The organism is Sphingorhabdus sp., from assembly GCF_029865925.1.
In the GTDB taxonomy this organism is placed as follows: domain Bacteria; phylum Pseudomonadota; class Alphaproteobacteria; order Sphingomonadales; family Sphingomonadaceae; genus Sphingorhabdus_B.
In genome coordinates this window covers 1-19,208 of sequence record NZ_JARXAI010000064.1, presented here as the reverse complement: position 1 = coordinate 19,208, position 19,208 = coordinate 1, and the positions used below count along the sequence as shown (strand labels likewise).

Below are 19,208 nucleotides of genomic sequence, written 5' to 3'. Positions count from 1 at the left end.
AGGTCATCTAACGTACTTGGATGGCCTACGTTCCCTTTGTTCCTCTGCGCGTGTATTCCGCTTACACCATATTGGAAGGTGCGATTGAGCCTAAGGCCATTGGCGAGACTGCAAAAAAGCTCGGCTTTCCCGCTATTGCCATTTGCGATCGCAATGGTCTCTATGGCGTGATGCCATTTCAGGACGCGGCTAAATCCTATGGGGTGCAGCCGATCATTGGCGCGTTGCTTGGGATCCGGCGGCCATCCAGCGATGGTAAATTCACACGCGACTGGTTGCCATTGTTTGCGCAGGATGAGAGCGGTTACAATAATCTGTGTCGCTTGGTATCGATGGCGCATCTTGATCGTCCAGAAGACCTCGACGCGCATGTGACATTGGAGCAGCTTGCCGCGCATAAAGATGGCCTTATTGCCCTCACAGGCGGTGCAGAGGGTGCGCTGGCCCGGCTGTTGAGTGAAGGGCAGCATGAAGCGGCATCCAGCTACCTGACGCGTCTCCAGGCGCTGTTTTCCGAGCATTTGTATATCGAACTCAGCAGGCGCAACGACGCGGTTGAAGACGCTGCGGAAGACGCGCTCATTGACCTTGCATATGCCCGCGACATTCCCTTGGTCGCGACCAATACTGCCTTTTTTGCCGAGCCTGATTTCTTCGACGCGCACGATGCCATGCTGTGCATATCGGACGGCACCTATATCGAAAGCACGGATCGCCGCAGGAGCAGCCGAGATACTTGGATCAAAACCGGCAAGCAAATGGGCGCGTTGTTTGCCGATGTCCCTGAAGCGTTAGCGAATACGCTCGTTATCGCGCAAAGGTGCGCCGCGCTCGCGCCTATCCGAAGCCCCATATTGCCAAGCCTTGCGGGTGACCGGGCTGCCGAAGATGCGCAACTGCGCGAAGACGGACGGCTTGGGCTTGAAAAGCGGCTTGAGATTGCAGGGATTACCGACCCAGCGGAACGGCAGCTGTATTTTGATCGGTTGAAGTTTGAAGCCGATGTTATCTGCTCCATGGGCTTTCCTGGATATTTTTTGATCGTTGCCGATTTTATAAAATGGGCGAAGGAACAGGATATTGCGGTTGGGCCGGGCCGCGGGTCTGGTGCGGGTTCGCTTGTGGCTTGGGCGCTGACGATTACCGATCTTGACCCAATCAAGCTTGGGCTTCTGTTCGAACGCTTTTTGAATCCAGACCGTGTATCAATGCCCGACTTCGATATCGATTTCTGCGAAACGCGGCGTGGCGAGGTTATCCGTTATGTGCAGAAGAAATACGGCTCGCGTCAGGTTGCGCAGATCATCACCTTTGGAAAGTTGAAGGCGCGCGCAGTTTTACGAGACACCGGACGCGTTTTGCAAATGAGCTATGGTCAAGTCGACCGACTGTGCAAGCAAGTGCCGAACCTACCCGTTGACCCTTGGGATTTGAAGCGCGCGCTATCGGGAGTTGCGGAGCTGCGCGAAGAATATCGGCGTGACGCTCAGGTGAAGCGTCTGTTCGATCTTGCGATGAAGCTGGAAGGTCTGCCACGGCACAGTTCGACTCACGCAGCAGGCGTGGTCATTGGTGACCGGGCATTGTCGGAGCTGGCGCCCTTGTACCGGGACCCACGTTCGGACATGCCTGTCACGCAATTCGACATGAAATATGTCGAAAGTGCTGGCCTGGTTAAATTCGACTTTCTGGGACTGAAGACACTTTCCGTCCTGCAAAAGGGTAGCCAAATGCTCGCCAAACGCGGCGTGGAGATAAACCTCGACTTACTGCCGCATGACGACCCAGCGGTATATGAGCTGTTGCAACGTGGCGATACCGTGGGTGTGTTTCAGCTTGAGTCGGAAGGGATGCGGCGCACACTAGCAGCAGTGAAGCCTACCAATTTTGGTGACATCATCGCGCTCGTGTCGCTCTATCGCCCCGGGCCAATGGACAATATCCCCATGTTCGGTCGCCGCAAAAACGGCGAGGAGAGTATTGAGTATCCGTATCCGTTGTTGGAACCGGTGTTAAACGAAACCTATGGTATTTTCGTCTACCAAGAACAGGTCATGCAAGCCGCGCAGATTCTTGCAGGCTACAGCCTTGGGGAAGCCGATTTGCTTCGCCGTGCAATGGGTAAGAAAATTCAGGCCGAAATGGATGCGCAACGCGAACGTTTTGTCAGCGGTTGCGCCACCCACGCAATCACACCCAACCGCGCGAATGAACTGTTCGATTTAATCGACAAATTTGCTGGCTATGGTTTTAACAAAAGTCACGCGGCAGCATATGCTGTTCTCGCTTATCAAACCGCTTGGTTAAAGACGCATCATCCTGAAGAATTTTATGCAGCATCGATGTGTTTTGACATGCACCAAACCGACAAGTTGGCGATTTTTATGGACGATATGCGACGGCTTGACGTTATTTGTTTGCCGCCAGACATCAATCGAAGTGAGGCCGAGTTTATCGTCGAAACGAACGCACATGGTGAGCATGCCGTGCGCTACGCACTGGGCGGCATTAAAAATGTTGGCGAACGGGCAATGGAGATTTTGGTCGCGGAGCGCATAGCAGCTGGGCTTTTCAAAAGCCTTGATGACTTTGCCAACCGCGCAGACCCTAGCCAAATCAACCGCCGCAGTCTTGAAAATCTGGCAGCAGCAGGTGCGTTCGATGCGTTAGAGCCAAACCGCGCTTCCGCCCATGGAGCTGCAGAAACGCTGTTGGCTGCGGCGCAGTCCGCGCGGGATTCGCGCGAAAGTGGGCAGGGCGGTCTCTTTGGCGAGGGCGGGTCAGACATGGCTGCCCTTCGGATCGACAGCAGCCTGTATTGGGCTCCTGCCGAGCAGATGAATCAGGAAAAGGACGCGTTCGGCTTCTACTTTTCGGCACATCCTTGCTCGCAATATGACGCGCTCGCCAGTAGCCATGGTGCAAAGCCTTATGCTGTTTGGCTCGAAAGCGGTCCAATACCAGAGGGCGTTCGGAGGGCAGCTACCATGTCGGCGCTTATTGAGGGAGTACGTTGGCGCGAATCCCGCAAAGGCAAGCGCTTCATGATTGCGGATTTTTCTGACAATAGTGGCCAGTTTTCGGTACGCTGCTTTGACGAAGCTGTTGGAACCCAGCTGGCCGAATGGGCGAAGGATGCGGAATGCCTTTTGCTCCATTGCGAAATGGATATGCGGCCAAGGGATGAAACTCCAAATTTTTCGGTAAAAAGTGTTAGGCCACTGAGCGGTCTGACGAGCTTATCGCGGCTTAAAATGCAGTTGGACGTAACGGCTGAGACCGCGTTATTACAGCTAGCGCAAATGGTTGCACCGCTGGACGGCGGCCGAAGCGAATTGGTTATAAAGACCCGTGCTGCAGATGGTCGGTGGGTCCAGATTGTCTTGGGTCGCCGATACCAGATTGATGCGTCCTTGCTCGATCAGGTTCGGGCAATTGACGGCATTGAAAATGCAGAGCTTGCGCCTCTAGGGCCAGTTTTGGCATTAGTGCATTGATTGCGATATAAACATTGAATAAAAATGCGTCAGCTTCAATTAACGACGCTATGTGAGGGAGAGAATTTGATGCGCGGCACCATGCAGGATTGGGACCTTCGCGTTCCCCATTTGATTGACTATGCGGCGCGCGAGCATGGTCCGCGCGAAATCGTGACCCGTTGGACCGATGGGACGATGGAGCGGACCAACTGGGCAGGTGTAGCGGCAGAGGCGCGTAAGCTGTCGCAAGCCTTTGCGGGTCTTGGCCTTCAAAAGGGCGATCGCATTGCCACCTTTGCAATGAACCATCATCGGCATTTGGCGGCTTGGTATGGCGCGATTGGCTTTGGCGGTGTTATTCACACCGTTAATGTGCGGCTGTTCGACGAAGACCTGATCTACATCATGAACCATGCCGAAGATAAGGTGCTGATGTATGACGCTATGTTTCAGCCCATCATTGACCGGTTGAAATCCCATCTGAAGACCGTCGAGCATTACGTCATCTTTGATCGTGACGACAGTTATAGCGCATTCATAGCTGCGCAAGATGGCAATTACGAATGGGCAACCGGTGACGAGCGGGATGCTTGCATGCTCTGCTACACCAGCGGCACGACGGGCAACCCCAAGGGGGTCTTATATCAGCACCGATCAACCGTATTGCACGCAATGGCCGAAATCGCGCCAGCCATTTTTGACCTCAGCCCACAAGCAGTCCTGCTGCCGATCGTTCCAATGTTCCACGCCGCGAGCTGGGGGCTGCCCTTCGCAGGCGCTGCGGCTGGCGTAAAATTTATGTTTTCAACTACCAATGATGCCGCAACGTTGCATGGCCTGATGCTTCAGGAAGGCGTCACGCATAGCGCAGGCGTCCCAACGGTCTGGCTTGCTATGTTCGCACATTTGGATGCAGAGGCAGCGGCGGGCCGCGACGCTTCGCTTGGCAAATTACGCCTTGTTACCATTGGCGGTTCGGCTGCACCACGTGCTATGATTGAGCGCCTGATGAAGTCTGGAGTCCGCGTCGCCCACGCGTGGGGCATGACAGAAACGTCGCCGATTGGCACGATGGGTGCGCCAACACCCAATTGGGATGATTTGACACTCGACGAGCAAATTGATGTCGTATGCAAACAAGGCCGCACACCATTTGGCGTTGAGCTGCGGGTGATTGACAAGGATGGCAATGTAGCGCCGCGCGATGGGGTGACATCTGGCGCTCTGCAAATTCGGGGGCCTTGGGTCATTAAGCGTTATTTTAAGGCAGAAGCCGACGCTGTTGATGCCGACCAGTGGTTTGACACCGGCGATGTTTCGTTACTTCACCCCGATGGCACGATGCAAATTACTGACCGAGTCAAGGATGTCATTAAGTCCGGTGGCGAGTGGATCAGTTCAGTCGAGCTTGAGAATATCGCGGTTGGCTGCCCAGGTATTGCAGAGGCAGGCGCCATTGGAATTGCGCACCCCAAATGGGACGAGCGGCCCGTTCTGATCGCTGTGAAGAAACCGGGTGCGGAGGTCGACGAAGCAATGGTGAAGGCCTATCTGGCCGAGCGCATCGTCAAATGGTGGATGCCCGACCGAGTGCTTTTCGTGGACGAACTGCCGCATACGGGTACCGGTAAAATTCAGAAAGTGGCACTTCGCCAGCAATTTAAGGACTTTGTGCTGGGGGATTGAGGCAAAAACCACGCTGTCCTTTACCTAAAATAGGTTGAGATTTGGCGGTAGAAGCAGAGGCCTCATATCCTTCATTTTGCCCGTTGCACATGAATGAGAACAAAAAGAAATAGACTAAACTTCGCGCAATCGGGGCATGAGTTCGACAAAGTTGCAGGGGCGATGACGGCTATCGAGCTGATGCACCAAAATCTGATCCCAACCGTCCTTTACCGCGCCATTGGATCCGGGCAGCGCGAAAATATACGTCCCCCGGGCAAGCACAGCGCAAGCTCTTGATTGAATGGTGGATGTGCCAATGCTTGCAAAGCTCAGCCAACGGAACAATTCTCCAAAGCCAGGAATTTCCTTAGTTTTGACGCGGTCCAAAGCCTCGGGCGTCACGTCCCGTCCGGTTAATCCCGTACCACCTGTTGAGATAACAACGTCGACTTGATCGTCATCTATCCAATTGTGCAAGCGTGCGGTAATTAACGTGGTATCATCGCGTAAGATGGTTCGGTCGACGATGTTGTGGCCAGCGGCAATGATCCGTTCGGCCAAAATGTCGCCGCTGCTGTCATCGTCAATTCCACGTGTATCGGAAACCGTTAGAAGCGCGATGTTCACGGGCTTGAACACCCTGTTGTTATCGAGTGGCAATAGTGCCTCCTAAAATTCGGCGCGCAGTAACGTTGCCATTGGCGTCTGGAAATCTGGGCCACATATATTGAGCTAAGCCTTTCAAGCTTCCCGATGCTTTTTTCTCGCGCATCTCGTAAATCCAGTAATTGCGTAATATTATCGATACGTAACCTCGTGTTTCCCAATAGGGAATGGACTCAACAAACAACAAAGGATCGCCATTGTCGCGAATTTCGCTGTTCCAGCGTATAAGCGGCGAGGGGCCGGCATTATATGCTGCGATCACTTTGGGAAGTAGGCCACCTGTCGCCGGCAAATCACGCAATTTTTCAAGGTAGGACTGCCCATACTCCAGATTAACAGAGGGAACGTCGAGTTCAGATGCGGTAAAGGCTGCGCCCCGCGCGCGCGCCATGTCTTGAGCTGTTCCTGGGCGTACTTGCATCAAGCCGCGCGCCCCAGCGGGGCTGATGACGTCTGTACGGAAATTGGATTCCTGCAGCGTATGGGCATAAACCAAAGCAGGCGTGACGCGCCAGCCGCCACTGGGTTTCCAATTGGGCATGGGATAGCGCGCCATGGCGTTGCTTTGATCCCGCGACGGACCATAATGGCCAAGCCAAAATTGCGTTGATGCCAAGTTTAGCGCGCCAGCCAATTGCGCGAGGTTTGCGTGTTGCCGCGCATCACCAATTCTCGCCTGATGGCGCAACGCCTCGTCAGCCAATTTGTTTTGACCGATTTCTGCAAGCCCAACTGCTAGCGCAGCATTCTCTTGGTCTTTCAGGCTTGCCCAATCCAGCTTAGCCACTTTAGCCGCTTTGCTTGCTAGCGGCACCATACCGAGCGTTTCACTCGCGAGTATTCCGTAGAATGTTTCTGGCAACTGCGCAGCTTTTTGCATTTTGGGCTGAAAAAATTGTGGTTGTTTTATCGCCATCGCTGCCCGTGCGCCCCAAAACAGCCCCGCTGCCTTCAAGTCGTCATTTACTGCTGAGCGCGATACATAGTCAAATGCTTCAAAAGCTGCCGCATATTCCCGCAGACGCCAAGAAGCGAGGCCCCGAACCCATGCAGCTTGTGTGCCCCAATCACCGCCCGCCAACTGCGCTTCGGCGGCTACCCGTTTTGCAGCCGCATCGTCATTTTCGATATAATAGGACCAAGCGACGCGATATTGCAATTCGGTCAATGCTTCGGGCGATAACTCGGCAGCCTTGGTTTCCAAAAACTGTTCTGCGGCCAGCGACTGATCATTTTTTATAAAAATCTGCAATTCGGCGCGGATATCATCGCTCGCAATATTTGTCGGCAAATCACGTTTTGGCGCCCCACCAAGCCATGAAAAGCGACGTACTCCGGGGCGACTAGGTAAAACTTCCGCACCTCGTTTGCGCGCCATGGCCCCCAGACGTTCCGCCTGTGGCAGATATGGCGCGATCTCGAGCAATGCTTGCAATTGGATGGCTTCAACCTTTGGGCTATTTGGCGCGACATACAGTTCAGCGCGCGCCATTGCTGACATGGGGCCTCGCGGAGCGGTGTCAATCAGACGTGCGGCTTCATCCCATTTCTCTGTTCGGATGGCATTATAGATTGCGGAAAACAGAACTTTTTCTTTTGCGTTGAGAACATTTGGTGCCAGCTGAGGGGGTAGGATAGCCCGAAATTCCTCACTATTATTCGCAACTGCTGCCGAAAAGGGCGACGCAGCCAAAGCAATTGCTAGCCATTTCGCCCTGATACTCATTGAACTGCCCTTTTTCCAAACATCTGCAAATCTCTCCACGCCTCTGCCTTCATCGCAGGTCGCGCGATAAGGGTTCGCGGATGAAATGTCGCTAACACCGTTATGTTGAGGCCATCATGACTAATATTCCGTAACTCTGCCCGAGCATTCATGAGATTTTCGCCCAACAGAGCCTTGCATGTGGACGCACCGAGTATCACCAACGATTTGGGCCTGATAAGCTTTATCTGGTGCATCACAAACGCTGCCAGCTCGGGAAAGTCACGCTCGGGGACTTCCGCTGTCGACGGCATAGTCGTTGCCATCCATGTGCAGTAGCAGTCGTTACTTTCTATACCGATAGCCCCCATCATACGGCGCAGCAGAGCAGCGTTTGCTCCGGTTGAAGTGTCCGAGGAACCGATAATGTCTGGCAAGTCTGAAACAATCATGACGTCACAGCTGTCTGGGCCAATCGGCGCATAACGCAAAGGACCATAGCCGTTGCCAGGGAGAGGAGCGCCATGTGCCACCAATTCGCGTAACGACGACATCTCTTCCGGCCAAGCGACGGACGGAGCAGTGGACGCAGAACGTATTTCTGGCGTGGTAGACGTTTTTATAGGCGGTATGGGGGCGTTTGAAGGCGCTTCTTCTGCAAGCCAGTTGACGCTGGTTTCGCTAACAGCCGCGTCCAGTCCGGCAAGCTCCCACCAGCCAGTTAGCGATTCAACCACAGTAAATGCAGTAATTTCTACCCGATCCCCCATAAATCCCTTCAGTCACCAGTTGACGGCGGGGTCAATTGCTTGGCATGGCAATTTCCACAAGCTGTTCGAATATCGGGATGGCCTGAATTACATGCCGGGTAAAGGATAAAGGCAATGAGTGAACGCGAGTCGATGCCCTATGATGTTGTAATAGTTGGCGCAGGGCCAGCAGGCCTTTCGGCTGCGATACGCATAAAACAGCAATCGCCCGACACTAGTGTCTGCATCCTTGAAAAAGGTTCCGAGGTGGGCGCGCACATATTGTCCGGTGCGGTTATCGATCCCAAGGCGCTTGACGAGCTGCTGCCTGACTGGCGCAATATGGGCTGTTCGCTTGCCGATACGCCGGTGAATGACAACCAGCATTGGATTCTTACTAAGACCGGCAAGTTCAACATGCCCCATTTCCTGACCCCGGGCTTCATGCATAACAAGGGCACCTACACCGGATCGCTTGGTAATCTGTGCCGCTGGCTTGCGGGGCAGGCTGAAAATTTGGGTGTAGAAATTTTCCCCGGCTTTTCGGCGGCAGAAATACTTTATAACAGCGACGGTTCGGTAAAGGGTGTAGCGACGGGCGACATGGGCGTCGCGCGCGATGGTAGCCATAAAGACGATTATATGCCGGGCATGGAACTACATGCAAAATACACACTCTTTGCCGAAGGCGTGCGCGGTCATCTCACCAAATTGCTCAAACCGCAATTTGCGCTCGATAAAGACTGCGAGCCGCAAGTTTACGGAATTGGTATTAAAGAATTGTGGGACATTCCGCCCGAGCAGCATTCCGCCGGCCGCGTCATTCACAGCCAGGGCTGGCCTTTGACTGATGCAAATGGCGGCGCATTTTTGTACCACCATGCGAACAATCAGGTAGCCTTGGGCTTTGTCGTTTGGCTCAACTATTCCAACCCTTATCTGTCACCGTTCGAAGAATTTCAGCGTTGGAAAACGCATCCAGAGGTTAAGAAGATACTCGCTGGGGGGCGTCGCGTCTCTTATGGCGCGCGCGCGATCAGCGATGGTGGCTGGCAGTCGGTTCCGAAGCTGGCTTTTCCTGGCGGGGCATTGATCGGATGTTCAGCCGGTTTCGTAAACGTACCGCGTATCAAGGGTTCGCATACGGCGATGAAGTCCGGCATGCTGGCCGCTGATGCCGCTGTTGAAGCACTGGCAGCGGGCCGCGAGCATGACGCGCTGACATCTTATCAGATAGCTTATGAAAAAAGCTGGATTTATACAGAATTGCGAATGGTACGCAACGTCCTGCCGCTGGTCGAGAAATACGGCAATGTGTTGGGAACGGCGCTTGCCGGCATCAATATGTGGCTGGAGAATTTTGGTATTCGCATGCCGTTCACGATGAAGCATTATCCTGACCACAAGGCGCTTAAAAAGAAAAATACCGCCGAACGCATCGACTATCCGAAGCCCGACGGCGTGTTCAGCTTTGACCGATTGTCATCAGTGTTCCTGTCGAACACCAACCACGCCGAAGATCAGCCAATTCACTTGCAAGTCAAGGACATGGATCTTCAAAAGACCAGTGAGTTCATGGAATTCGCGGGCCCATCGACACGTTATTGCCCGGCAGGTGTGTATGAGTGGATTGAGGAAGAAGGTAAAGACGCGCGTTATCAAATCAACGCTCAGAATTGCGTGCATTGCAAAACATGCGACATCAAGGACCCTAACCAGAACATCAACTGGGTGACGCCAGAGGGCGGTGGTGGACCTAACTACCCCAATATGTGATTGGGGTAGCGCTTGGGCTGTTGGCCGGGGTTTAAAGGCGTTTTGTGGATCATTCTGAAGTTGCCTTCGCAAAGATCAATCTTGCCCTGCATGTTCGGCGGCGACGGGCAGATGGCTATCATGATATAGAGACATTGTTTGCTTTTGCGCAAGGTGGCGACGTTTTACATGCGCATGTTTCAGACGCATTAAGCCTTGAAATAGACGGGCCATTCGGGAGTGGTCTCGCTGCAGATGAGACCAATCTGGTGCTTCAGGTAGCTGCATTGTTAAAGTCGCATTTTGGAGTATCGCAAGGCGCTGCTATCCGGCTTGATAAGCAACTGCCGATTGCTTCGGGCATTGGTGGTGGTTCCGCAGACGCCGCGGCCACAGCGCGGCTTCTCAACCGGCTGTGGGGCATGGGTGCCTCCGAACAGGAACTGGCGGACATTCTTGCACCTTTGGGTGCAGACATCCCTGCTTGCGTGTTCAGCCGTGCATGCTTTGGCAGTGGTACCGGTACTGACCTTGTGTTTTTGGACGATAGCAGCATCACAGCAAGGTATTTGCTGTTGGTTAACCCGCTTCAGTCGGTTTCGACGGCAGCTATATTCAAGGCATGGGCTGGTGTTGATGGTGGCGAAGTTGGCCGAGGCGACATGTGGGACACAGCGCGTGTGAGCCGAAACGACCTCGAGCCTTTGGCAGCGGCGATTTGTCCCGTTATATCGGATATATTGAAACGTCTTTCTTCCGCTAATCCAGCCATCGTGCGCATGTCCGGGTCTGGAGCGACATGCTTTGCGTTGTTTGACGATACGGCGTCATTACAAACGGCAAGAACAACACTTAACCCACATTGGTGGTCTATGGCCAGTGTGCTGCGATGAAGGACCTGCTGTTTGAGATACTAGGGACACCGCGCAAAGGTGGCTTCCTCATCATCGGTGATCACGGGTCAAATGATGTTCCTGACGATATTGTGCTTGGCATTGATCGACTGGTTCTCGACACCCACATTGCCTGGGATATCGGCGTTGCCCCTGTTGCGCATTTGATAACGCAACATATGAGCTTTGCGGCCTATTTGGGGGGGTATTCTCGACTCGTTGTCGACTTGAACCGTGACGAACTCGATCCTGCTGTGATGCCGCGTTCGAGTGATGGTGTCGTCATCCTCGGCAATGACGTCGCGCCAGATGAGCGGGAAGCAAGGCTGATGCGCTTCCACAGGCCCTACCACGACCATCTGAAGGACTTGCTGTCTCAACATCGCCCAGCACTGATATTGTCACTGCACAGCTTTACACCAGCCTTAGAAAGCAAACCCAATGAGCCTCGGCCTTGGGAAGTCGGCGTGTTGTATAATGAACAGGAGGCGGCGTCTAAGCTTGCCATTCCATTCCTTGAAAACGCAGGATATCTTGTAGGTGACCAATTGCCTTATTCGGGCAAGCTTCTGAACGCGACGATGAACCGCCATGCGGAGGCCAATGAAATACCGTATATCGGCATTGAGATGCGGCAAGATTTGGCCTGCACGCCTTCAGGCCAAGCAAGATTTGCACGCATATTGTCAGATATGTGCCATTTTGTGTCGGAACGACTTGGCTAATCAGCACAAAAACGTTTAAAGCGCAGGCTTGAAACGGAGTGTAAGATGTCCAACCAGTTCGATAAGTCCAAATTGCCAAGCCGTCATGTGTCCGTAGGACCAGAGCGCGCGCCACATCGCAGTTATTATTACGCAATGGGGTTAACTGCCGAGGAAATTGCGCGGCCATTTGTCGGTGTGGTATCTGCTGGTAATGACAGTGCTCCGTGCAACACGACGCTTGATGCCCAAGCAGACATAGCGCGTTTGGGTGTAGAACAGGGCGGCGGCATGCCCCGACGTTTTAATACGATAACCGTGACTGATGGTATCGCCATGGGCCATCAAGGGATGAAGTCCTCCCTTGTCAGCCGTGAAGTCATCGCAGATTCGGTTGAGCTGTCCGTACGTGGGCATTGTTACGACGCGCTTGTAGGCTTTGCGGGCTGCGACAAGTCCTTACCCGGTATAATGATGGCGATGTTGCGTCTGAACGTGCCATCCATATTCGTGTATGGCGGGTCTATCTTGCCGGGTCGTCACAACAATAAGGACGTGACCGTCAAAGACGTGTTCGAAATTGTTGGAAAATATGCGGCAGGCGCCTGTCCTTTGTCGGAACTTGAAGAACTTGAGCGTGTGGCCTGTCCGGGCCATGGCGCGTGTGGCGGGCAATATACTGCGAATACTATGGCGTGCGTTGGCGAAGCGATAGGCCTTTCGTTACCCAACAGCAATATGGCACCCGCGCCGTACTCCACGCGTGACCAGATTGCGCATGCGGCAGGCTTTCAAGTGATGGAATTGCTCGCGCGCAATATTAGACCCCGTGATATCTGTACGCGAGAAGCCTTTGTAAATGCAGCAAGAATTGTTGCGGCAACGGGTGGATCGACCAATGGTGCACTGCATTTGCCCGCCATGGCGCATGAGGCAGGGATAGACTTTGACCTGTTCGATGTGGCGGAGGCATTCAAAACAACACCTTATATGGCCGACCTTCAGCCCGGCGGGCAATTCGTTGCGCGCGACATGTATGACGCCGGCGGCGTGTATATGCTGATGAAGTCCTTGTTGGGCGAAGGCCTTTTGTTTGGGGACTGCATGACCGTCACGGGTAAAACGCTTGGCGAGAATATTGAAGAAATTACGTGGAACCCCGATCAGAAGGTCATTTATCCAGCGACAGCGCCAATAACGCCCACAGGCGGCGTTGTAGGGTTGCGCGGATCGCTTGCCCCCGATGGCGCGATTGTGAAGGTTGCTGGCATGGACCGGCTTACGTTCACGGGGCCAGCCCAAGTGTTCGATTGTGAGGAGGATTGCTTTGCCGCCGTCGAAGCAAGGCAAATCCGCGAGGGTTCAGTTATTGTGATCCGTTATGAAGGGCCAAGGGGCGGCCCCGGCATGCGCGAGATGCTGTCTACGACAGCTGCATTATACGGGCAGGGCATGGGAGAGAAAGTTGCGCTCATCACCGATGGCCGTTTCTCCGGTGCAACGCGGGGGTTCTGCATTGGTCATGTTGGGCCTGAAGCAGCATTGTGCGGCCCGATTGCATTGATCGAAGATGGCGACGAGATAATGATCGACGCTGAAACAGGTGTAATTGATCTGAATGTTGACTCTGACATACTTGAAAATAGGAGGAAAAGCTGGAAACCGCGCGAAACTGATTATCAGTCTGGTGCCATTTGGCGTTATGCGCAGAATGTTGGGCCGGCCTATAAAGGCGCAGTGACGCATCCGGGTGGTGCCAAGGAAACTCACGTTTTTGCTGATATTTAATCGCCAGTTGATTGCGCGCCCCTTCACGGGCATGGGGCGGTATGGAAATGACGGAAGAGATTATCAGAGTGGCGGCACGCGGTGATGGCGTCACTGCAAATGGCCGTTATGTGGCTTTGGCAGCACCAGGCGACATTGTTGAACCGTCGGGTGGTTTGATACACGGCCCGCACCACCTGCCGCCGCCATGTCAGCACTTTCCATTGTGCGGTGGTTGTCAGTTGCAGCATCTAGACGAAGACAGCCAGCACCTGTTTATTGCAGAGCGCGTGACGCATACCCTTGCCACGCAGCAGGTCGAGATCGGCGAGGTGATGCCTGTTCATCTATCACCGCCAAAGACTCGCCGTCGCATTGCGGTCCGCTCAGCTTGGGCAGGCAAGCAATTTCAGCTGGGCTTCAGTACCGAAAAAAGCCACCGTATCATTGATGTAAGGCAATGTGACGTCATGGCGTCAGAGTTGTTTGCGTTGCTTGCGCCAATGCGAACATTGCTTGAGCCACGGCTAAACCGTGCGCGTCAGGTGCAGATTAAATTGGCGATGGTGGACCAGGGCGTTGATGTTCTCATTGAGAACTGGATCGCGAATGATCTCGACACGCACGAACTGCTGTCAGACTTCGCCAAAACCCACAATCTGGCGCGGTTGTCGCTTGATGAAGGTTATGGCCCTGTTCCGTTTTACGAACCCGAACCTGTCACGGTTACATTGGGGGGAGTAGCTGTCGGTTATCAACCTTATGGCTTCCTTCAGGCCACAGTCGATGGAGAGGCCGCGTTGGTGAACGCGGTAAAACAAATCGTTGGCAGCGACACTATTATAGCAGACCTTTTTGCTGGGTCAGGAACTTTTGCGCTGTCGATGGGTGCAGGTCGAAAAATTTATGCTGGTGAGGCAGACCTTCAAGCCAGCCTAGCTTTAAAGGCTGCTGCCGGGCGCAGCGGCAGGATGATATTTGCCGAACATCGGGACCTGTTCAGGCGCCCCCTTACGCCTGAGGAACTTAATAAGTTTCAAACTGTGATACTGGATCCGCCACGTGCGGGTGCAAAGGAGCAGGTGGCACAACTGGCAGCGTCTAACGTGGCAAATATTGCATATGTCAGTTGTAATCCAGCGAGCTTTGCGCGCGACGCCAAAACGTTGGTGGCCGCTGGATACAGGTTGCAGCGGATATGGCCCGTAGGTCAATTCCGCTGGTCAACCCATATCGAGCTGGTTGGCCATTTCAGCCGTTAGTGCAAAAGCACCGCCATTACGGCATGCACTACGAGCATTATGAGCGCCAATGATGACAATGCAAACAGTGCAAAGCGGATAACAACGCGGTTAGACAAGATTTGAACGAGGCTGTGCGCCACACGTAGACCGACATAAACCCACGCAATGGTTGCATTCAGATTGTCGCCCTGACCAACCATGGCAAGTGTCACACATATCGCATAAAACACCGTAGGTGCTTCATGTAAGTGATTGTAATTATCAGCAACCCACGAAGCTTTTTCTTCGCCTTTAGCTATAAGAGCATCGCGCAAGGCTCCGCTCGAGGAACCAACAATTTTCGTTCCGTCAATCCCGGCGCGGTTCATGGCAGGTATGCGCGTGGCATACATCCATATCCAGATAATCATGGTCCATGCCGCAAGCGCGACGACTGGTCCTAAAATACTACTTTCCATATTACTCCCCCTTAAATAGTTACGATCAAAGCCTGTATTGCCAGGATCGTTAAGCAAAGTGTTGATAATAAAAAGAACATGAAGCGGATGCTGACGGTGTTAACCGTTGCCTGCCAGATGCTGTGAATGACACGTAGAACGGTGTAGCCCCATGCCAACGCTATCGACAGGTCCGTCGCTCCACCTGAAAGCGCCAATATCATAATGGTGGCGTAGAATATTGTCGGCTGTTCCATAAGATGCGCGTAATTGTGGGACTTCCATGCCACTGATGGCGGCACATTTGGGTCAATGTCTTGGCCTCGCCCACCCGGCGCAGCTTGTTTTAGATCCATCCCAATCTTTGACATGGCAGGAAGGCGTGTTCCCGCCATCCAGAACAACATTATGATTGACCAGACCACCAACGCGGCCGCTGGCGCCAAAATAGGCGTATTCATATAAAAACCCTCCCCGTCTTTTCAGATGGGGAGGGTGGTGCACCTTAGATAAATTGTCAATGTAACTTAGATTTTTGAGCTTTGTGAGCGCTTTGCGCCGACACCTGCGTCATTGGCCGGCGCCCAACCATAGAGAGTGGCCATCGGCTGATCCTCAACGACAAGCGTTTCGGTTTCACCAAAGCCGTTGAACTCGGTACGCATCGCGCAGCCATACGCGCCGATCATGCCAACTTCAATATAATCACCAGCTTGCACATCATCAGGCAGGATAAAAGGGCCTGCCATATGGTCCATATCGTCGCAGGTAGGCCCGTAGAAGCTGAATTCGGCCATCTGGGTACCAATTGAGGTCTCGGACCGCTGAAGGGCCACAGGGAAGCGCCAGCCGATATGTGCAGCGTCAAACAGCGAACCATAAGCGCCGTCGTTGATGAATAATTCGTTTCCGCGACGCTTCTCAACCTTCACTAATAACGACGCATATTCAGCGCATAATGCACGGCCCGGTTCGCACCAAAGCTCCGCGGAGTAGCTGATTGGCAGGTCTTCAAAACAGTTGTGAATGACGTCGAAATAGCCATCAAGCGCCGGCGGCTCCATTCCGGGATAGACGGACGGAAAACCACCGCCGATGTCAACGATATCAACGGTAACGGATGCCTCGACGATTGCGGCGCGGACATGCTCCATAGCCTCTGCATAAGCAGTTGCTGCCATGGCTTGGCTACCCACGTGAAAGCAGATACCAAGGCTGTCTGCGACTTGACGCGTGGCAACCAGCAAGTCTGCAACCTCAGACGGATCAGCACCGAACTTTGAGGCAAGGCTCAACTTTGCGTGGTCGGAAGAAACCCGAATCCGCACGCACAATTCAAGATCTGTCGCGCCATTGGTGGCGCTAACGATCTTTTCCAGCTCGTCATGACTGTCGAGGCTGAATGTGCGGACATTATGATTGTGATAGGCTTGCGCGATGGCGCGCTCGCTTTTGACCGGGTGCATAAAGCAAAGCTTCGCATCGGGAAGGAATTTGTGAACCAGCCGGACTTCGCCCAAGGATGCAACGTCATAATGCGTGATGCCAGCTTCCCAAAGGGTCTCAAGCAGTGCAGGCGATGGATTAGCTTTTACGGCATAAAGCGACTTGCCCTGAAACTTCTCAACGAAGAAACGGGCAGCGCGCGTAGCGGCGTGCGGGCGGATTAGCGTGATTGGTTCGTCCGGGCGAAGCGCGCGGACTACAGCAAGTGCGTCAGTGTTCTCGTACAATTCAAGGGACCCCCAAAAGATAATAAAAAACAACAAGGCTGCCTTGCGGTTATTGGAAGTCCCCCTGGGGCAGCGGACGAGCGCATTATCAAAAACTGATGGGTTGTAAAGTGATTCGTTCGGGTTTTAGCTCAACCGGTCCCTAAACTCGGTCCACTCGAACGTACGGACGCATTCGAGCGTGTCTGTCTCGCTATTCCAGAGCCAGAGTGAGGGCAAAGGCACTCCGTTAAAGGTGTTCGTCTTTACCATCGAATAATGCGCTTGATCCAGAAATGCGAAGCGCGCTCCAGGCTCTGCAGGCACGGGAAGGACATAATCTGCTATAATGTCACCAGCTAGGCAGGATGGCCCTCCTAGACGCACTGGAGTGCCCTCTGAGCGCTCTTTGAGCATCGCAGGGCGATAGGGCGCCTCGATCACGTCAGGCATATGGCAGGTGGCACTAATATCAGTGATGCCGACCTGAATACCGTTCTCGAAAACATCGAGCAGTTCACCGATGAGTATCCCTGCATCAAGTGCAATCGCTTCACCAGGTTCAAGATAGACATCCAAACCCGTTTCTGCGCGTACATCTTGGATGAATGCGATAAGTTCGTCGCGCTGGTAATCTGCGCGCGTAATATGGTGGCCGCCACCAAAGTTCAGCCAGCGCAGTTGCCCGAAATAAGGAGAGATATGCGGCTTCAGTGCTTCCCATGTGCGCTTCAGCGGTTCGAAGTCTTGTTCGCACAGGCTGTGAAAATGAAGGCCCGAAACGCCTTCGATATGTTCGGCCTTTAATTGACTGATAGGAAAACCAAGCCGCGAACCCGGTGAGCAGGGGTCGTATTTAGGTATTTCGCCTTCTGCATGTTCGGGGTTAACCCGAAGGCCAACATCCACACTATCATTCAGGAACGACGCAAAGCGCCGATGCTGATGCGGACTGTTGAAAATGACATGATCCGAGATATTGACGATCTCGGCCATGTCAGATTCTTTATAGCCAGCACAATAGGTCGCAATTTCGCCCTTGTAATAATCTCGCGCGAGACGCGATTCCCAGAGGCCAGAGCTGCATACGCCATCCAGATATTCGCCAATGATAGGCGCCACTTTCCACATGGAAAATGCTTTCATCGCACACAGTATCTTGGCACCAGACCGCTGTTTGACATCGGCCAATATGGCAAGATTCCGCCGTAACGCAGCCTCATCCACCACAAAGGCAGGCGACGGCACGCGGTGAAGGTCAAAATGGGCAAAAGCCCCAGGATCGCCTGCTTTGGTTTCCATTAGAACTGCAGCGGCCCATCAAGTTCCTTCACTCGCCAAGGCAGGCCATGCAAATTGAGCATGTCCATGAATGGATCGGGGTCGAACTGTTCAATGTTCCACACGCCAGCGCCAGACCATTTGCCAGTTGCCAACATCGCCGCGCCAATCATCGCCGGTACCCCGGTGGTATAGCTAACCGCTTGGTTTCCGGTTTCGGCATACGCATCTTCATGGTCGCAAATATTGTAAATGTAGAGCGTCTTGTCCTTGCCATCCTTGCCAGCGCCAGTGGCTATACAGCCAATGTTGGTCTTTCCCTTGGTGGTTGGACCAAGCGAAGCGGGTTCAGGCAACACAGCCTTTAAAAACTGAAGCGGGACGATTTCTTTGCCCTCATACATCACTGGGTCAATCCGAGTCATGCCGACCGCCTGAAGTACGTTCAGGTGGGTGATATAGGCGTCGCCAAAGGTCATCCAGAACCGAATGCGCTTGATTTCTGGCAGATGCGTTTTGAGGCTTTCGATTTCCTCATGATACATCAGATACATGTTCTTCGGGCCGACGGCTTCAAAATCGAAGCTTTGCTTCACTGACATCGCTGGTGTTTCCACCCATGCGCCATTTTCCCAGTGACGCGCCACGGCAGTAACTTCGCGGATGTTAATTTCAGGATTGAAGTTTGTGGCAAAGGCTTGACCATGGTCCCCGCCATTGCAGTCGAGAATATCAAGCGTGTCGATGCGGTCGAAGTGATGTTTTTTAAGATAGGTTGTAAAAACGCTGGTCACGCCGGGGTCAAAACCTGAGCCCAACAATGCCGTAAGGCCAGCATTCTTGTACCGGTCCTGATAGGCCCACTGCCAATGATATTCGAACTTGGCGACATCAAGTGGTTCGTAATTCGCCGTATCCATGTAATGAACGCCAGCAGCCAAACACGCATCCATGATGTTGAGGTCTTGGTAAGGCAAAGCAAGGTTGACGACCAAACTTGGCTTGATTTGGTTCAGCAGCGCAGTTGTCGCGGGAACATCATCGGCATCAAGTGAATAGGTATCGATATCAACGTTAGTGCGGTCCTTGACTGACGCTGCGATCGCGTCGCATTTCGATTTGGTGCGGCTTGCAAGGCTGATATGGCT

At 53.4% G+C, this 19,208-nt stretch carries 15 protein-coding genes; 7 read left to right on the top strand and 8 right to left on the bottom strand.

The window, feature by feature from the left end:
* The first annotated feature begins 20 nt into the window (after positions 1-20).
* The gene (gene dnaE / locus QE270_RS06425) at positions 21-3,497 is read left to right on the top strand and encodes a DNA polymerase III subunit alpha (RefSeq protein ID WP_300036886.1); all 3,477 of its coding nucleotides are present in this window, start codon (positions 21-23) and stop codon (positions 3,495-3,497) included.
* A 69-nt stretch (positions 3,498-3,566) separates the two neighbouring features.
* Complete coding sequence (locus QE270_RS06420; RefSeq protein ID WP_300036883.1) at positions 3,567-5,165, top strand: long-chain fatty acid--CoA ligase; 1,599 nt, start codon at positions 3,567-3,569, stop codon at positions 5,163-5,165.
* Between the two features lie 114 nt (positions 5,166-5,279).
* Here the strand turns inward: QE270_RS06420 and moaB are convergent, their stop codons facing one another.
* From moaB to QE270_RS06405, 3 genes are read right to left on the bottom strand one after another with little or no spacing between them, the layout of a single operon-like run.
* Positions 5,280-5,807: a molybdenum cofactor biosynthesis protein B gene (moaB, locus tag QE270_RS06415; protein WP_300036881.1), complete on the bottom strand. Its 528-nt coding sequence runs from the start codon at positions 5,805-5,807 to the stop codon at positions 5,280-5,282.
* Positions 5,794-7,539 (bottom strand): lytic transglycosylase domain-containing protein, encoded by a 1,746-nt coding sequence (locus tag QE270_RS06410; RefSeq protein WP_300036879.1) that lies wholly within the window; start codon positions 7,537-7,539, stop codon positions 5,794-5,796. Before QE270_RS06410 ends, moaB begins: the two co-directional genes overlap by 14 nt.
* Entirely contained in the window at positions 7,536-8,288 is a 753-nt protein-coding gene (locus QE270_RS06405) for a uracil-DNA glycosylase family protein (protein WP_300036877.1), read from the bottom strand. The genes QE270_RS06410 and QE270_RS06405 overlap by 4 nt, the downstream gene beginning before the upstream one ends.
* A gap of 114 nt (positions 8,289-8,402) precedes the next feature.
* Here QE270_RS06405 and QE270_RS06400 point away from each other — a divergent pair, with 114 nt between their 5' ends.
* From QE270_RS06400 to QE270_RS06380, 5 genes are read left to right on the top strand one after another with little or no spacing between them, the layout of a single operon-like run.
* Positions 8,403-10,043 (top strand): electron transfer flavoprotein-ubiquinone oxidoreductase, encoded by a 1,641-nt coding sequence (locus tag QE270_RS06400; protein WP_300036875.1) that lies wholly within the window; start codon positions 8,403-8,405, stop codon positions 10,041-10,043.
* A gap of 44 nt (positions 10,044-10,087) precedes the next feature.
* Positions 10,088-10,915, top strand: coding sequence for a 4-(cytidine 5'-diphospho)-2-C-methyl-D-erythritol kinase (locus QE270_RS06395; RefSeq protein ID WP_300036873.1), 828 nt, complete (start codon positions 10,088-10,090; stop codon positions 10,913-10,915).
* Positions 10,912-11,640: an N-formylglutamate amidohydrolase gene (locus QE270_RS06390; RefSeq protein WP_300036870.1), complete on the top strand. Its 729-nt coding sequence runs from the start codon at positions 10,912-10,914 to the stop codon at positions 11,638-11,640. Before QE270_RS06395 ends, QE270_RS06390 begins: the two co-directional genes overlap by 4 nt.
* Positions 11,641-11,685: 45 nt before the next feature.
* Positions 11,686-13,407, top strand: coding sequence for a dihydroxy-acid dehydratase (gene ilvD, locus QE270_RS06385; RefSeq protein ID WP_300036867.1), 1,722 nt, complete (start codon positions 11,686-11,688; stop codon positions 13,405-13,407).
* A 47-nt stretch (positions 13,408-13,454) separates the two neighbouring features.
* Positions 13,455-14,648: a class I SAM-dependent RNA methyltransferase gene (locus QE270_RS06380; protein WP_300036864.1), complete on the top strand. Its 1,194-nt coding sequence runs from the start codon at positions 13,455-13,457 to the stop codon at positions 14,646-14,648.
* On the opposite strand, the gene QE270_RS06375 is transcribed toward QE270_RS06380, so the two are convergent.
* From QE270_RS06375 to QE270_RS06355, 5 genes are all read right to left on the bottom strand, one after another.
* Positions 14,645-15,088, bottom strand: a complete 444-nt coding sequence (locus QE270_RS06375; protein ID WP_300036861.1) for an MAPEG family protein — start codon at positions 15,086-15,088, stop codon at positions 14,645-14,647. The genes QE270_RS06380 and QE270_RS06375 overlap by 4 nt on opposite strands.
* Positions 15,089-15,099: 11 nt before the next feature.
* Complete coding sequence (locus QE270_RS06370) at positions 15,100-15,528, bottom strand: MAPEG family protein (RefSeq protein WP_300036858.1); 429 nt, start codon at positions 15,526-15,528, stop codon at positions 15,100-15,102.
* A 66-nt stretch (positions 15,529-15,594) separates the two neighbouring features.
* The gene (locus tag QE270_RS06365) at positions 15,595-16,800 is read right to left on the bottom strand and encodes a type III PLP-dependent enzyme (RefSeq protein ID WP_300036855.1); all 1,206 of its coding nucleotides are present in this window, start codon (positions 16,798-16,800) and stop codon (positions 15,595-15,597) included.
* A gap of 126 nt (positions 16,801-16,926) precedes the next feature.
* Positions 16,927-18,081 (bottom strand): carboxynorspermidine decarboxylase, encoded by a 1,155-nt coding sequence (locus QE270_RS06360; protein WP_300036853.1) that lies wholly within the window; start codon positions 18,079-18,081, stop codon positions 16,927-16,929.
* Positions 18,081-19,208: saccharopine dehydrogenase family protein (locus QE270_RS06355; RefSeq protein WP_300036850.1), on the bottom strand; the 1,128-nt coding region annotated here is incomplete at its 5' end. The genes QE270_RS06360 and QE270_RS06355, both read right to left, overlap by 1 nt.

Excerpts from the sequence above, each read along its gene's own strand:
- QE270_RS06370 (WP_300036858.1), bottom strand. The coding sequence starts at position 15,528 with ATGAATACGCCTATTTTGGCGCCAGCGGCCGCGTTGGTGGTCTGGTCA.
- QE270_RS06420 (WP_300036883.1), top strand. The coding sequence starts at position 3,567 with ATGCGCGGCACCATGCAGGATTGGGACCTTCGCGTTCCCCATTTGATT.
- QE270_RS06405 (WP_300036877.1), bottom strand. The coding sequence starts at position 8,288 with ATGGGGGATCGGGTAGAAATTACTGCATTTACTGTGGTTGAATCGCTA.
- ilvD (WP_300036867.1), top strand. The coding sequence starts at position 11,686 with ATGTCCAACCAGTTCGATAAGTCCAAATTGCCAAGCCGTCATGTGTCC.
- dnaE (WP_300036886.1), top strand. The coding sequence starts at position 21 with ATGGCCTACGTTCCCTTTGTTCCTCTGCGCGTGTATTCCGCTTACACC.
- QE270_RS06390 (WP_300036870.1), top strand. The coding sequence starts at position 10,912 with ATGAAGGACCTGCTGTTTGAGATACTAGGGACACCGCGCAAAGGTGGC.
- QE270_RS06410 (WP_300036879.1), bottom strand. The coding sequence starts at position 7,539 with ATGAGTATCAGGGCGAAATGGCTAGCAATTGCTTTGGCTGCGTCGCCC.
- QE270_RS06380 (WP_300036864.1), top strand. The coding sequence starts at position 13,455 with ATGACGGAAGAGATTATCAGAGTGGCGGCACGCGGTGATGGCGTCACT.
- QE270_RS06400 (WP_300036875.1), top strand. The coding sequence starts at position 8,403 with ATGAGTGAACGCGAGTCGATGCCCTATGATGTTGTAATAGTTGGCGCA.
- QE270_RS06375 (WP_300036861.1), bottom strand. The coding sequence starts at position 15,088 with ATGGAAAGTAGTATTTTAGGACCAGTCGTCGCGCTTGCGGCATGGACC.
- QE270_RS06360 (WP_300036853.1), bottom strand. The coding sequence starts at position 18,081 with ATGGAAACCAAAGCAGGCGATCCTGGGGCTTTTGCCCATTTTGACCTT.